14 protein-coding genes are annotated in these 15,064 nt (G+C 68.1%); 4 read left to right on the forward strand and 10 right to left on the reverse strand.

The window, feature by feature from the left end; genetic code table 11:
* Positions 1–72: 72 nt before the first annotated feature.
* Positions 73–849, forward strand: a complete 777-nt coding sequence (locus tag ACSUZC_RS16785; protein ID WP_439029634.1) for an alpha/beta fold hydrolase — start codon at positions 73–75, stop codon at positions 847–849.
* 80 nt (positions 850–929) lie between these two features.
* Positions 930–1,235: an MGMT family protein gene (locus ACSUZC_RS16790; RefSeq protein WP_439029635.1), complete on the forward strand. Its 306-nt coding sequence runs from the start codon at positions 930–932 to the stop codon at positions 1,233–1,235.
* 6 nt (positions 1,236–1,241) lie between these two features.
* Here ACSUZC_RS16790 and ACSUZC_RS16795 read toward each other — a convergent pair whose 3' ends face one another.
* From ACSUZC_RS16795 to ACSUZC_RS16830, 8 genes are all read right to left on the reverse strand, one after another.
* Positions 1,242–1,985, reverse strand: coding sequence for a sirohydrochlorin chelatase (locus ACSUZC_RS16795; RefSeq protein ID WP_439029636.1), 744 nt, complete (start codon positions 1,983–1,985; stop codon positions 1,242–1,244).
* Positions 1,986–2,000: 15 nt separating this feature from the next.
* Positions 2,001–3,194 carry a uroporphyrinogen-III synthase gene (locus ACSUZC_RS16800; RefSeq protein ID WP_439029637.1) on the reverse strand — a complete coding sequence of 398 codons (1,194 nt, stop codon included), beginning with the start codon at positions 3,192–3,194 and terminating at the stop codon, positions 2,001–2,003.
* A complete protein-coding gene (locus tag ACSUZC_RS16805) occupies positions 3,191–3,601 on the reverse strand; it encodes a nitrite reductase (NAD(P)H) small subunit family protein (RefSeq protein ID WP_439029638.1) in 411 nt (136 codons plus the stop codon). Before ACSUZC_RS16805 ends, ACSUZC_RS16800 begins: the two co-directional genes overlap by 4 nt.
* The gene (gene nirB / locus ACSUZC_RS16810) at positions 3,598–6,168 is read right to left on the reverse strand and encodes a nitrite reductase large subunit NirB (RefSeq protein ID WP_439029639.1); all 2,571 of its coding nucleotides are present in this window, start codon (positions 6,166–6,168) and stop codon (positions 3,598–3,600) included. Before nirB ends, ACSUZC_RS16805 begins: the two co-directional genes overlap by 4 nt.
* Before the next feature lie 39 nt (positions 6,169–6,207).
* A complete protein-coding gene (locus ACSUZC_RS16815; protein ID WP_439029640.1) occupies positions 6,208–7,716 on the reverse strand; it encodes an MFS transporter in 1,509 nt (502 codons plus the stop codon).
* A 224-nt stretch (positions 7,717–7,940) separates the two neighbouring features.
* Positions 7,941–8,795, reverse strand: coding sequence for a TIGR02569 family protein (locus ACSUZC_RS16820; protein ID WP_439029641.1), 855 nt, complete (start codon positions 8,793–8,795; stop codon positions 7,941–7,943).
* Between the two features lie 63 nt (positions 8,796–8,858).
* On the reverse strand, positions 8,859–10,067 hold the full coding sequence (gene moeZ / locus ACSUZC_RS16825) for an adenylyltransferase/sulfurtransferase MoeZ (RefSeq protein WP_439029642.1): 1,209 nt from the start codon (positions 10,065–10,067) through the stop codon (positions 8,859–8,861).
* A gap of 57 nt (positions 10,068–10,124) precedes the next feature.
* Positions 10,125–11,168 carry a DUF3152 domain-containing protein gene (locus ACSUZC_RS16830; RefSeq protein WP_439029643.1) on the reverse strand — a complete coding sequence of 348 codons (1,044 nt, stop codon included), beginning with the start codon at positions 11,166–11,168 and terminating at the stop codon, positions 10,125–10,127.
* Positions 11,169–11,234: 66 nt separating this feature from the next.
* On the opposite strand from ACSUZC_RS16830, the gene ACSUZC_RS16835 reads away from it, so the two are divergent.
* Positions 11,235–11,918: a TetR/AcrR family transcriptional regulator gene (locus ACSUZC_RS16835; protein ID WP_439029644.1), complete on the forward strand. Its 684-nt coding sequence runs from the start codon at positions 11,235–11,237 to the stop codon at positions 11,916–11,918.
* A gap of 84 nt (positions 11,919–12,002) precedes the next feature.
* On the opposite strand, the gene ACSUZC_RS16840 is transcribed toward ACSUZC_RS16835, so the two are convergent.
* Positions 12,003–12,233, reverse strand: a complete 231-nt coding sequence (locus ACSUZC_RS16840) for a DUF3107 domain-containing protein (RefSeq protein WP_004023442.1) — start codon at positions 12,231–12,233, stop codon at positions 12,003–12,005.
* A gap of 156 nt (positions 12,234–12,389) precedes the next feature.
* Positions 12,390–13,103 carry a ferritin-like fold-containing protein gene (locus ACSUZC_RS16845; RefSeq protein ID WP_439029645.1) on the reverse strand — a complete coding sequence of 238 codons (714 nt, stop codon included), beginning with the start codon at positions 13,101–13,103 and terminating at the stop codon, positions 12,390–12,392.
* Positions 13,104–13,402: 299 nt separating this feature from the next.
* On the opposite strand from ACSUZC_RS16845, the gene ACSUZC_RS16850 reads away from it, so the two are divergent.
* Positions 13,403–15,049 carry a DEAD/DEAH box helicase gene (locus ACSUZC_RS16850; protein WP_439029646.1) on the forward strand — a complete coding sequence of 549 codons (1,647 nt, stop codon included), beginning with the start codon at positions 13,403–13,405 and terminating at the stop codon, positions 15,047–15,049.
* Positions 15,050–15,064: the final 15 nt, after the last annotated feature.

A 15,064-nucleotide genomic window follows, 5' to 3' on the forward strand; every position in this document is an offset into this window, starting at 1 on the left:
TCGGCCCGGGTCACCGACAGCGTCGGGCCGGGTCACCGAGAGGTCGGCCCTCGGGTGCGGCAGACTGGTCGGGTGTCAGCTCTCAACACGCATGTCTTCGGTAGTGGTCCCACGGTTCTCGCCATTCACGGCCTCACCGGCCACGGCCGTCGCTGGGCGGCTTTGGCCGCCGAACTCGGGGACGTTCGCGTCGTCGCGCCCGACCTGATCGGTCACGGACGATCGCCGTGGCGTCCGCCCTGGAGCATCGAACATCATGTTCGAGCACTCTCCGCGGTCATCGACGAGCACGTCCCGACCGATGCACAGCCGGTCGTCGTGGTCGGTCATTCCTTCGGCGGCGCCCTCGCACTGCACCTCGCCACCCACCGTCCCGACGCCGTGCGGGGACTCGTGCTCCTGGACCCGGCGCAGGGCCTCGACCCCGAGTTCGCCCTCGAGGTCGCCACCGACAGTCTCGACCACTGGGACTATGCCGACGCCGACGCCGCGCGCTCGGCCAAGCGGGCGGAGGGGTGGGCGGCGGTGCCGGACGATCTGATGGAGGCCGAACTCGTCGAGCACCTGATCCCGCGACCGAACGGCCGGGTCGGATGGCGCGTCAGCGCACCCGCGGCCGCGGCGACGTGGAGCGAGATGGCCCGACCGGCGGTGCTGCCGCCACCCGGCATGCCGACCCACATCGTGGTCGCCGACCAGGTGCAGCCGCCGTTCGTGCGTCCCGCGTTCCTCGATGCGTGTGCGAGTGAACGGGGTGCCGACGTCACGGTCCACCACGCCGATTGCGGGCACATGGTGCCTTTTCTCGAACCCGCTCTCACCGCCTCGCTGATCCGATCGTTGCTCTGAGGCAGGGCTTCGAGAGGCAGCGGTTTCGAGAGGCAGCGGTTTCGAGAGGCAGCGGTTTCGAGAGGCAGGGGTTGCACACGATGGCGGCCATCACCGAGGAGCAGGTCGAGCGGGTCCGCGCGCTGGTCGCTGCGATACCCGTCGGAATGGTGAGCACGTACGGCGACCTGGCGGCCGCGGCGGGTCTGTCGAGCCCCCGGATCGTGGGCTGGATCATGCGGACCGACACCGCCGACCTCCCCTGGCACCGCGTGGTGCCCGCAAGCGGGAGGCCCGCACCACATCTCGCGGCGCGACAGCTCACTCGTCTTCGGGCCGAAGGGGTTCCGATCGCAGACGACCGGATCCGGCTTCGTGAGTGCCGCTGGGAGGCACCCGAGACATGAGAACCGTCAGCCCCGGCGTACGACCGGAACGCGCCGGTACGGGCTGATCGCCGCACGCATCCGGGTGACGATCAGGTCGACGATCCGCGGGTCCGGACCGAGGGGGGCCGCGACCGCGTCGGCGCCGTAGGTCGTCAGACGCTGATGGAAGAGGCCGGGCGCCAGGAGATGGCTGGCGATCACGACGCGGCGACCGGTGCGGCGGGCGCGTTCGACGGCTTCGGGGACCGTCGGCGAGGCGGTGGTGATGAAGCCGACCTCCACCCGTCCCCCGATCAGCGACTCCAGCTGCCGCGCGGCCAGATGAACCTGCCCACAGGCACTCTCGTCCGACGAGCCGGCCGCTGCCAGCACCACTGCGTCGCCGGGGGTCCACCCGGACTCCGCCAGACGGAGTCGTGCGACGGCCGCGATGGCGGGGTCCGGTCCGAGCGCACGCGTCACCACGGTGTCGGTCCGGCCGGCCAGCGCGACGTGCTCCGGGATGTCCTTGCGCACGTGATACCCCGAGGCGAGAAAAGCCGGGACCAGGACCGCGGGTCGGTCGAGGTCGGCGATGACCTCACTCGGCGTGGGTCCCAGGACGTCGACGAATGCCGTACGGGTGACGCCGATCCGCTCACTGACCGCCTCCGCGATCTGGGCGATCACGTTGACGCCGTGCGGGTTCCGGGTTCCGTGGGCGACGATGACCGGACTGACATCGCGCAGGCGGTCACCATGTGGAAGTCGTACATGGTCGTGGTGCATGTGCTCTCGCCTTCCTCACTCGTCTTCGGCGTCGTACTCGAGGTCGACGGCCAGCCGATATCCGCGCTTGACGACCGTCTGCACCATCTTCGAATCGCCGAGAGCCGCACGCAGACGCGCGACGGCCACCTCGACGGCATGCGTGTCCGAGCTGTCGCCGGGGAGCCCGGTCAGCAGCTCCTGCCGCGACACCACCCGGCCGGGGTTGCGGGCCAACATCTTCAGCATGAGCAGACTCGTCGCCGACATCTCCCGCAGCTCGCCGTCGACCACGACCGCCTGACCGCGGATGGCCGTGTCGTGACCGGCGACCCGTAGCACGTGCGTGCGTCGCGGCAGTTCGTCGGTGATCAGGCGCGCGAGCGCACCCAGGCGGAATCGCCGCGGATAGATGGTCGGGATCTGCAGGGCCTCCAGCGGACTGGCCGTCACCGAGCCGACGCACATCACCGGCACCGCGGTACGCAGCGCGTGGATGAACTGCTGTAGTTTGCCCAGTTCCTTCGCTCGCGTCAGGATCGACGCCGCCGCGGGAGCGCTCGTGAACGTGATGGCGTCGAGATCGCCCCGCGTGACCGCGGCGATCATCTTGTCGATACGCGCCACATCGGGGTGCATGTTCCAGCGGTACACCGGGATCGGCACCACCTCGGCGCCCGCGGCGCGCAGCACGGTGCAGAAGTCCGGCAGTGGTTCCCACTCGCTCGTGGCGCCGTGCAGCTGGACTGCGATCCGCACACCTTCGACACCCTCCTCGAGCAACTTGTCCAGGACCTCCGAGGAGGACTCGCTCTCGGGGGACCACTCCTCACGCAGACCGGCGGCGCGGATGGCACCCTTCGCCTTGGGCCCGCGCGCGATCAGTCGGCTCTTCGACAAAGCCTGGATGACGTCCTCGGCATTACCCCACCCGTCGGCCGCTTCGACCCAGCCGCGGAAGCCGATCCCGGTGGTGGCGACCATGACCTCCGGGGGCGAGGCGATGAGCTCCTCGGTCACCCGCTCGAGTTCGGTGTCGTCGACGAGCGGCAGGATGCGGATCGTCGGCGCCTGCATGACCTGCGCTCCACGCCGTTCCAGGAGCGCGGCGAACTCCTCGGCACGACGTGCCGCGGTGATCCCGATGGTGAACCCGGCAAGCGGCAGCGCATCGGGTTCTGTGGATGACGCACCGGCTGTTTCTGCACCGGTGGGGTCTGTGGTGTTCACGCGGGAAAGAACACCTCGACCATCCGGTTCACGACGCGCACCCCGAAGCTCGGCACCGACACGGACTCGTTGTCGAGGCACACCCCGGTACGCAGCGCGAAGACCTGCTTGCCGAGCGGCGACGCCACGGTGGGCTCGCCCCCGCGGTCGCCGGTGAGTCCGCGCGACATCACCGCCGCGCGCCCGAAGGGGTCGACGTTGCCGATGGCGTACAGGCGCGAACGCCCGGGAGCGGCCTCGCGGTCGGTCTCGGCGGCGGGCAGCCGGAACAGCGCCGCCTGGACGCCGGCGGGGCCGAGCACGGCCACGCCACGACCGATGATCAGGTCGTCGAGCGGGCAGGCAGGGACCCAGGAACCGTCCCGGGCCTCGGCCACGAGACCGGCCTCTTCTGGTGCGATGGTCATGTCGGCACTCCTTCTTTCACCGGTTCGGAGATCGGATCGTCCTGGCCGGATCGCACCTTGGGCAGATCGAGCAGCACGGGGGCCTTCCGTTCGTACTCGGCGAAGCGGATGGTCGGGTCGACGACATCGGGCGCGTTCACGAACGACACGAACCGCTTCAGTTTGTCCTCGTCCGCGAGCACTGCCGCCCACTCGTCCTGATAACCCTCCACATGAGCGGCCATCGCGTCCTCGAGTTCGGCGGCGAGGCCGAGGCTGTCCTCGCAGACGACGTCCTTCAGATGGTCGAGACCACCCTCCAGGGACTCCAGCCACGGCGCTGTGCGCTGCAGTCGATCGGCGGTGCGGATGTAGAACATCAGGTACCGATCAATGTAGGCGACAAGGGTCTCGTCATCCACTCCGCTGGCGAGCAGCACCGCGTGCTTGGGGCTCTGGCCGCCGTTGCCACCCACATACAGGTTCCAGCCGTGTTCGGTGGCGATCACACCGACGTCCTTGCCCCTGGCCTCGGCGCACTCACGGGCACATCCCGACACCCCGAACTTGATCTTGTGGGGCGAGCGCAGGCCGCGGTAACGCTTCTCGAGCAGTACCGCCATACCCACCGAGTCCTGCACGCCGTAGCGGCACCAGGTGGATCCGACGCAGCTCTTCACCGTCCGGAGACTCTTGCCGTACGCCTGCCCCGACTCCATTCCCGCGTCGACGAGGCGACGCCAGATCTCGGGCAACTGGTCGACGCGGGCGCCGAACAGGTCGATGCGCTGACCGCCGGTGACCTTGGTGTAGAGCCCGAAGTCGCGGGCGATCTCGCCGATGACGATCAGCTGCTCGGGCGTCACCTCACCGCCGGGCATACGCGGCACCACCGAGTACGAGCCGTTCTTCTGCATATTCGCCAGGAAGTGGTCGTTGGTGTCCTGCAGCGCGGCCTGTTCACCGTCGAGGATGTGATCGCTGGAGGTCGACGCCAGGATGGAGGCGACCGTCGGCTTGCAGATCTCACAGCCCTGACCGCTGCCGTGACGTTCGATGAGCTCGGAGAAGGTCCGGATACCGGTGACGGCGACGATCTCGAACAGTTCGGCCCGCGACTGCGCGAAGTGATCGCACAGCGACTTGCTCAGCTCGACGCCGGACGCCGCGAGCAACTGCTTGATGCTCGGCAGGCAGCCACCGCAGGTGGTGCCGGCCGAGGTGCAGCCCTTGACCGCGGCGATGTCGCAGGCCCCGTCGGCGATCGCCGAGCAGATCGTGCCCTTGGAGACACCGTTGCACGAGCAGATCTCGGCGTCGTCGGGCAGCGCGTCCATGCCCACCCCGGCACCACCCTCGGGGGCGATGAGGGCGGCCGGGTCACCGGGGATCTCCCGGCCGACCATCGGCTTGAGCATCGCGTAGGCCGAGGCGTCGCCGACCAGGATGCCCCCGAGGAGCGTCTTGGCGTCGTCGCTGACGACCACCTTGGCGTACTTGCCGGCCACCGCGTCGTGGTAGGTGATCTCGAGCACGTTCTCGGTCGCGGAGAACGCGTCGCCGAAGCTGGCGACATCCACGCCGAGCAGTTTGAGTTTGGTCGACATGTCCGCGCCGGGGAACTCCGATGCCCCGCCGAGCAGCCGGTCGGCGACCACCTCGGCCGTCGAATAGCCGGGGGCCACCAGCCCGTAGCAGCGGCCATCCACCGCGGCGACCTCGCCGATGGCGTAGATGTTCTCGTCGTCGGTCACACAACCGGCGTCGACGAGTACCCCGCCGCGCTCGCCGACGGCCAGTCCCGCCTCGCGTGCCAGCTGATCACGCGGCCGGACGCCGGCGGAGAACACGACGAGTGAGGCGTCGATCGTCGACTCGTCGGACAACGTCACGCGGAGCGCGCCGTCCTCGGTGTCGGCGATGTCCGAGGTCCCCACGCCGGTGTGGACCGTGAGACCCAGTTCGGTGACGAGGTTCTTCAGCACCGCGCCGCCGCCGTCGTCGACCTGCATCGGCATCAGGCGCGGCGCGAACTCCACCACGTGCGGCGTCATGCCCAGCAACTTCAGGGCGTTCGCGGCCTCGAGACCGAGAAGACCACCGCCCACCACGACGCCCGTCGCACCCGGCCCGGCCGCCTCCGCGGCCGACCGGATCTCGTCGAGGTCGTCGAGAGTGCGGTACACGAAGCACCGCTCGTTGTCGTGACCGGGTACCGGGGGCACGAAGGCATAGGAGCCGGTCGCGAGAACCAGTGCGTCGTAGTCGATCTCACGTCCGTTCGAGGTGACGACCCGCTGCGCCGCCCGGTCGATGCCGGTCACCGTCTCGCCGAGATGGGTGACGACCCGATCGTCGCCGGCGTACGTGTTGCCGTCGAGGGCGAGCGAATCACGCTGCCACGCACCGACATAGGAGGACAATCCGACACGATCGTAGGCCGGGTCCGCCTCCTCGGAGACGATCTCGATCCGCCACCGATCCGTGGCATCACGTTCGCGAAGTGTCTGGACGAAGCGGTGGCCGACCATGCCGTGACCCACCACCACGACCGTCTTGGTGGTACTCGTTACGGTTTCGCTGTTCACTGCTCTTGACTCCCTTGCCTCGCCTGCACCCACTGAGGGTCAGGCCAGTGCTTCCTTCGTTGCCTTGTCATCGATGGTCGCGGCCGCCGTGCCGGTGCCGGGAACGCTGTCGCCCTGCGGTGTTCCACTCGCCTCGGCGGTGCCCGTCACCGCAAGATCGGTCGTCTCGCCGACGACGATCGGGCGGCGCGCGTAGAACCACCAGGTCACCACCGCGGCCAGCACATAGAAGCTGAGGAACACCCAGAAGGCCTGTGTCGCGGACTGATTGGACTTGTAACTGGCCCGCAGCACCAGGTTGATCCCGACCCCGCCGAGACCGCCTGCCGCACCCGCGATCCCGATCAGGGCACCGGACATGCTGCGCGACCAGGTCGTCTTGCCGTGTGAGTTCAGTCCGCTGCGGAACTGGGCCTTGTGTTCCCAGATCGTCGGGATGATCTTGTACACCGACCCGTTGGCGATCCCGGAGATCAGGAACAGCAGGATGAACCCGACGATGAAGGCCGCAAGGACACCGCCGCTGATGACCTTGCCGTTGGCATCGGCGGACATGCCGGCCACCACGAGGATGGATGCCGAGGCCGCCATCGCGATGAAGCAGTAGAGCGTCACCTTGCCGCCGCCGACGCGGTCGGCGAGTTTGCCGCCGTAGGGACGGGCCACCGACCCGAGAAGTGGTCCGATCCAGGCGATCTGCGCCGCGGCCAGTGCCGGCTTCGACGCCCCCGCCGAGGTGAAACTGATGTTGAGGACCTGGCTGAACGCGAACCCGAAGCCGATGAACGAGCCGAACGTGCCGATGTACAGAAGGCAGATCAGCCAGGTGTCGCGATACTTGAGGCAGTCGATCATCGCCTTGCCGCTGGCGGTCTGGTGGTCGAGGTTGTCCATGTAGATCGCGGCACCGACACCGGCGACCGCGAGCGCCACCAGATAGATGGAACAGACGATCTCGGGCTGGTCGGCGAAGAGCCAGATGACCAACAGGCCGATGACCTGCACGACCGGGACGCCGATGTTGCCTCCGCCGGCGTTGAGTCCCAGCGCCCACCCCTTGAGGCGCTGCGGATAGAAGGCGTTGATGTTGGTCATCGACGACGCGAAGTTGCCGCCACCGAAACCGGTGATGGCCGCCACGGCGAGGAACCAGCCGAAACCGAACTCCCCCGGGTTCATCATCAGCATCATCGTCAGCGCCGTGGGGATGAGCAGGACGATGGCGGAGAAGATGGCCCAGTTGCGGCCGCCGAACTTCGCGGTGGCCTGCGTGTAGGGAATGCGAAGGCATGACCCGACGAGGGTGGCCGTCGCGGCGATGACGAACTTCTGGTCCATGCTGATGCCGTACTCCGGGCCCATGAACAGGGCCATCACGGAGAACAGGGACCAGATCGAGAATCCGACGTGTTCGCAGATGACCGACCAGATCAGATTGCGTTTGGCGATCGCGGCGTTGCCGTTGTCCCAGGCGACCCGATCTTCCGGGTCCCAGTCGGTGATGGTGTGGTCACGTTTCAGATGTGCGGTGAGGTCTGCGAAAGCCAAGGCTCCGCCTCCGATACTTGGTGGTCTGCTGTGGTCACTGCGCGAGCAGTGTGGCTGTCGTGTGCGGAACGCCGACGCCGGTGTCGAGCGACTCGAGACCAAGTGTGGAGGGGACGTGTTGCGCGGATTTGCCGCGAGGTGACCTGATGGTCACGTTGTCCTCACTTCGTCACAAAGACACTGTGAGAACTCTGACAAGTGCGCAATAAGGCTGTGAGCTGCAGTTATACGAGCAAACGTACCAGTTCGACGACCCGCTGCAGGCCGGGCAGTGCGCCCGAGGTCGACCGCGGGTGCAGGGCGTGGACGGCGAGGCGGAACATCGTCGCCCGGAGCATCATCTGGGGCCACTCGGGCTGATCGGACCAGCGCTGGACCAGCTCGGTGTCGGCGCCACCCCACGCGAGCGCGTCGACGACGGCCACCGCGGCAGCCCAGGGAGCGGGACGCCAGTACGGAACGATGTCGGTGATTCCGGGTGCAGCGGCACCGGCGAACAGAACGGTACCGAAGAGGTCGCCGTGTACAACCTGCGACGGCAGATCGACCGGCTTGCGAAGCTTCGCAAGGGTTTTCAGCATGTCGACGCTCTGCACACCGTCGGGCGACGTCGGCTCGGACATACCCGCGGCACGAGCGGACCGCAGCGGGACCTCTTCCCACGCGGCTCGATCGGCCGCGGTGAAGACGTCGACATCGGTGTGCGGCGGCGCCGGGGGTTGCAGGAGGAAGCGGGGGCGTTCGAGTGAGGCCGTCGCCTCGTGGAGCCGGTCGGCGACGAGGACCACCTCGTCATGCCGCGGCTCGGGTGTGCCCGCGATGTAGGTGTCCGCCCGCCATCCCGAGATCACGTAGCGGCCGTCGGTGGCCCGGAACGGACGCGCGATACGCATCCCCTCGACGAACAGCGATTCCCGCACGGTCGCCGACCACGCCGCACGTGCGTGGTCGGGGACGAGTGAGAGGACGACTTCACCGACGCGCCAGCCGCCCACCCACGATTCCCCCATGGCGATGGGCGGATGGGCGGTGAGCCCGAACGTGTTCAACACGTGTTCGGGCGGCTCGACGGTGTTCACGGTGCAAGATTACCGAGCGGCACTGTCCGTTCCCGGAAGGCACGCGGCGATCGGAAGAGATGCTCAGTAGACCGGCAGCGTTTTGTCCACCTGATTGGCCCAGGCGGTGACGCCGCCCTGGAGGTGGGTCGCGTCGGCGAAACCAGCACGCTTGAGCGCCGCGAGAGCCTCGGCCGAGCGGATACCGGTCTTGCAGTACAGGACCGTCGGACGGTCGTGCGGCACCTTGGCGAGGCCCTCTCCGGAGAGGATGTCGCCCTTGGGAACCAGCGTCGCGCCGTCGATACGGACGATGTCCCACTCGACCGGTTCGCGGACGTCGATGATCGCCAGCTTCTCGCCGGCGTCGATCTTCTGCTTGAGCTCGACGGCGGTCAGCGTCGAACCGGCGGCGGCGTCGGACGCCTCGGTGGAGACCACACCGCAGAAATCGTCGTAGTCGATGAGCCCGGCGATCCGCTCACCCTCGGGATCCTTCCGGATCTTGATGGTGCGGTAGGTCATGTCCAGTGCGTCGTACACCATGAGCCGGCCGAGCAGGGGCTCACCGATGCCGCAGATCAGCTTGATCGCCTCGGTGCCCATGATCGAGCCGATCGACGCGCAGAGGATGCCGAGCACGCCGCCCTCGGCGCAGGACGGCACCATTCCGGGCGGCGGGGCCTGGGGATACAGATCGCGGTAGTTGAGCCCGCGACCGTCGGGGGCGTCCTCCCAGAACACCGACGCCTGACCTTCGAACCGGTAGATCGAACCCCACACGTACGGCTTGTGGGCCAGGACCGCGGCGTCGTTGACCAGGTAGCGGGTGGCGAAGTTGTCGGTGCCGTCGAGGATGAGGTCGTACTGCGAGAACAGCTCGATCGCGCCCTCGGGCTCGAGCCGCTGGTCGTGCAGGTTCACGGTGACGAATGGGTTGATCTCGAGGATCGAGTCGCGCGCGCTCTCGGCCTTGGGCCGCCCGATGTCGGACTGGCCGTGGATGACCTGGCGCTGCAGGTTCGACTCGTCGACGATGTCGAACTCGACGATCCCGATGGTCCCGACACCGGCCGCAGCCAGATACAGCAGCGTCGGCGACCCCAGGCCGCCGGCGCCGATCACCAGCACCTTGGCGCTCTTGAGGCGTTTCTGACCGTCCATCCCGACATCGGGGATGATCAGGTGACGGCTGTAGCGGGCCACCTCTTCGTTACTCAGTTCGGCCGTCGGCTCCACCAGCGGTGGCAGCGATCCGGTGAGCGAGGATTGCGACGACACGAACGCCTCCATTGTTCGGGCTGACTGCGGACCCCTGGCACAACGGATGAGATCGCGGCGACATTCCCGTCAGCGCGTGGGGAACGGCCAGGGGTTGGGCCGGCACACGAAGGTGCGGTTGGCCTTCATCTGCGGATCGAGCGCCATGATCTCCGAATTGGCCACGCCGAACGACTGCTGCATCATGATCGGCGCGAGCGCGCCGTTCTCGCGGCACGGTTCGTGGGCCTCGAAGCCGATGCCGTGCCCGACCTCGTGATTGATCAGATACTGACGGTAGGCGACGTCGTCACCCTGATAGGACAGGGCGCCCCGCACCCACCGCGCCTCATTGAGCGTGACCCGTTCCTGGGGCGGGTAGTAGCACGACGTCTCGAGTCTGATCTGGTAGCCGCACAGCTCCCGAGTGGTGCCGGTGGACGTGAGGGTGATCCGCAGATCCGGTTCGCCGCGGTCGATGCGTCGGAAGGAGACGCGGCCGTCGCCGGTCCAGCTGCGCGGGTTCGCCAGCGTGGTGTCGACCATCTTCGCAAAGGTCGGGTCACCGCCGTAGTCCTGCGGGTTCAGGCCGTTCTCGACCTCGACCGTGTAGGTGTAGACCTGACCCCCGGTCCCCACGGGTGGGCCGCCGCCGCGGAGAACACGGAAGGTCTTGCGCGCGCGATCGGTGAACGGTCCGCCTTGCGGGAGGGTCCCCGCCGGAAGTGCCGCGGCCTGGATGTCGCCGGTCGGAGCGCCGATCGGGCGCGTCTCCTTGCTGATGTCGGTGTTACGGGCGGCCGAGTCCGGATTGGCGGCGTCGGCCGGAGCCAGGGCCTGGTTCCGTCCGTCCTGCACCGTGACCACGATCAGGGCTATCGTCAGAATCGTGAGCACCGGGATGGCGTAGGCCCGCCAGCCGTAGGTCGACACGAACCGGCCGAGCGCGGACTGCTTCTTGTACTCCGGCTGGGCGTCCCGGTCGACGCGCGGACGTCCGCTGTCGTCGGTCGGATCCCAGCGCGCTCGTAGCGGCTGGTCCGGTCTGGGGCGTCCCGACGATCTCGGGCCGACATCCTTGGCACGCACCCGGCCACGCTCAGGCCCGGGGCCACCATCCTCTGTGCGGCTCACCGGACAACTTTCTCACAGCGGACCGCAGATACTGCGCAAGAAGCTCTTCCGAGTACTCTCTTGGGCATGTCGACCGCAACCAACGCGTCCGCAGTGCCCGGACGCAGTACGCGTCTGCCGCGCAGCGCACGACGTATGCAGTTGCTCGACGCGGCCAGTGAGATCTTCGTCGAACGCGGTTATCACTCCGCGGGCATGGATGAGATCGCGGTGCACGCGGGAGTGAGCAAACCCGTTCTGTACCAACACTTCCCGTCGAAGCTCGACCTCTACATCGCGGTCGTGGACTCGCACGCGGAGAAGCTGGTGAGCGACGTCAACACCGCGCTGCGGACCACCACGGACAACCGGCGCCGCGTGCGTGCGGCGGTCCAGGCGTTCTTCGACTTCATCGACCAGGACAACTCGGGATACCGACTGATCTTCTCCTCCGACGCGTCCGATCCCGCCGTCATCCGCCGGGTGGAGGGCGCGACCGAAGCGTGTGTCGACGCCGTCTACGGCCTGGTCATGCACGATTCGGGACTCGATCCGTATCGTTCGCGGATGCTCGCGTCCGGTCTGGTCGGCGCGAGCCAGGTCAACGCGCGGTACTGGCTCGAGGCCAAACGCCCGGTCGACAAGCAGAGCGCCGTCGACACCACCGTCGCATTGCTGTGGGGCGGACTGTCGCACTTCCCGCGCCAGAACCCGTCGGCGACGGAAGTGCAGCCACCGGCGACCGATCCCGGACCGGCCGCCCCCGCCTGATCCATCCCGTACCGACGACAAGGGTCCTGCCCGCCGGACGGCGCGCAGGACCCTTGTTGTCGTGTGGGTGTCGAAACCCGTGGGTCAGGAACCGAACCCGACGCGACGGTTCTCCGACGCACCCACCTCGACGTAAGCGATCTTCGTGACAGGGATGAGGTAACGGGCACCCTTGTCGTCCACCAGTGACAGCAACTGCTGCTTGCCACCCAGTGCCGCCTCGACCTCGGCGAAGGCCTTGTCGCTGGTCAGGGTCGACGCGATGGTCAGCTCCCGCGGGCTGTCGGTGATGCCGATCTTCACTTCCACGGCCATGTGCCGCCCTCCTCGGTGTGTCCTCAACGCTGCGTTTGTTCAACGCCGGATCTAACAACGCTTGCCGCACAAGGCTAGTGCAGCCGGATGCCGACGGGACAGCAACTCCGCTCACAGCGAAACCCGCCCGGGTCGGAACCGCCAGGTCAGGCGGCCTCAGGACAGACCGAGGTCGGCCATCCGTCCGGCGTGTTTGGCGGCGACGACATCGAAGAAGCGCGCGACCCCGGTGAGCGACGTCGCCCCCGCGAAGAGCAGGTCGGTCACCTCTTCTTCCGCGGCCAGGACCCACTGCGCGTGAGTGATGGCCTCACCCAGCAGTCGGCGGCCCCACAGGACGAGTGCCGACTTGATCGACGGGTCGGCCTCCACGGCCGCGCGTACCTGATCACGGGCGAAGGCCGAATTGGCCGTCTCCGACATCACCTCGGCCATCAGGGTCCGCGAGTCCGGGGGCAGCATGTCGGCGAGCTCGGTGTAGAAGTCGGCGGCCAGCCCGTCGCCCACATAGGCCTTGACGAGGGCCTCGTACCAGGTCTTCGGGGTGGTGGCCCGGTGGTACTGGTCGAACACCGAGCGGTAGCGCTCGACGGCCTCGTCCGGCTCGAGGCCCGTCATCGCCGCGACCTTCTCGGCCAGCCGGTCGAAATGACCCACCTCGGAAGCCGCCATCCGTGCGATCGCGATCCGGCTGCGCACGTCGGGCGCCATCGCCGATTCCTCGATCAGTCTGTGGAAGGCGGCGAACTCGCCGGCGAGCAGCACCGCGAACAGCTTGCCGATCGCCGAATCCCGTACCTCCGTCGAGGCCACCGGGGTGGACGTCGCAGCTACCGGGGTCGAACCCGGGTGGTCGGATGCAGGCGCCATGAGGTGATGGTAGCGGGCCGCCCGAGGCCACCAAGTAGAGTAGACCTCGGTGCACTCCGACGGGACCCCCCGTCGCTGGCCCGCCGAGCCGCGCTACGTTCGCGGTTCGCCGGCGCGAGCGTGTGGATGTGACGACGGCGTTGCTCGTGAGTTCGTTCGCGAGACCTGCGATTTTGTCGCGATACCCGGTCACATCCCCGGTGCCACTACGACATTTGCGCGTGCACTTTCGAGCCTTCTCCGTGCGCGCACCGAAACACACCGCGCGCATACCGGCCCAGAAAGGCAAACAACCGCACATGAGCGACTCCGCCGTGCAGACGACCATCGTCGACGACACCCACACCGCGCCCACCTTCGCCGAACTCGGCGTCGACGAGCGCATCGTGTCCGCCCTCGCCGCGGACGGCAAGACCCACACCTTCGCGATCCAGGAACTCACCCTCCCGCTCGCGCTCGACGGCCACGACCTCATCGGCCAGGCCCGCACGGGCATGGGCAAGACCTTCGGCTTCGGCATCCCGCTGTTGCACCGGCTCGTCCACGCCGAGGAGTCCGGGGTACGTCCGCTGGACAACACCCCTCGCGCCCTGATCATCGTGCCGACCCGCGAGCTGTGTGTGCAGGTGACCGGCGATCTGCAGGTTGTCGCGCCCGCACTCCAGGTGACACTGGCCGACGGCACCGAACGACCCCTCAAGATCACCTCGATCTACGGCGGTCGCCCCTACGAGGCACAGATCGCCGAGCTGCAATCCGGCGTCGATGTCGTCGTCGGCACCCCGGGCCGCCTGCTCGACCTGGCCAAGCAGGGCCACCTGGTCCTCGGCAAGGTCTCGATCCTCGTGCTCGACGAGGCCGACGAGATGCTCGACCTCGGCTTCCTGCCCGACATCGAGCGCATCATGTCCGCGCTGCCGACACCGCGCCAGACCATGCTCTTCTCTGCGACCATGCCGGGTCCGATCGTGACGCTGGCCCGGACGTTCCTGAACCGGCCGACCCACATCCGCGCCGAGGACGCCAACGACTCGGCGGTGCACGAGCGCACGGCTCAGTACGTCTACCGCGCGCACGCCCTGGACAAGGCCGAGCTCGTCGCCCGCATCCTGCAGGCCGAAGGTCGCGGCGCCACCATGGTCTTCACCCGCACCAAGCGCACCGCGCAGAAGGTCGCCGACGACCTCGCCGAGCGCGGTTTCAAGGTGGGCGCGGTCCACGGCGACCTCGGTCAGATCGCGCGCGAGAAGGCCCTCAAGCGGTTCCGCGAGGGAACCATCGACGTCCTGGTAGCCACCGACGTCGCCGCGCGGGGCATCGACATCGACGACGTCACCCACGTGATCAACTACCAGTGCCCCGATGACGAGAAGACCTACGTGCACCGCATCGGCCGTACCGGTCGCGCCGGCCGTACCGGTATCGCGGTCACGCTGGTCGACTGGGACGAGCTGCATCGCTGGGAACTCATCAACAACGCCCTCGGTCTCGGCATCCCCGATCCGCCCGAGACCTACTCGACCTCCGAACACCTCCGCGAGGAACTCTCGATCCCCGAGTCGACGACCGGCAGGATCGCTGCACCGAAGGTCGAGCGCGATCCCCACGAGACGCGCGAGACGCGCGAGGACCGTGCGCCCCGCAAACGGGCCAATCGGACCCGCCGACGTACGCGGGGCGGCAAGGCCGACGACGCCGCCTCGTCGTCCGCTCCGGCCGGCGATGCCGCACCCGCCGCAGACTCCGATCCCACGGCCGAGACCGCGGGCCGCGCCGGCGAGGACGCCGCGACCGACGGTGGTGAGGGCACCAAGCCGCGTCGTCGCCGCCGCCGCCGCGGGGGTGCGGGCCGCAAGTCCGCGGGCGACGAGTCCGGCACCACCGAGTCGGGCGATTCCAAATCCGGCACGTCCGAGTCCGCGTCGGCAGCAGCCGTCACCGACTGACGACCGACGAGCCCC

Source organism: Gordonia terrae (assembly GCF_051789125.1).
GTDB lineage: Bacteria > Actinomycetota > Actinomycetes > Mycobacteriales > Mycobacteriaceae > Gordonia > Gordonia terrae_A.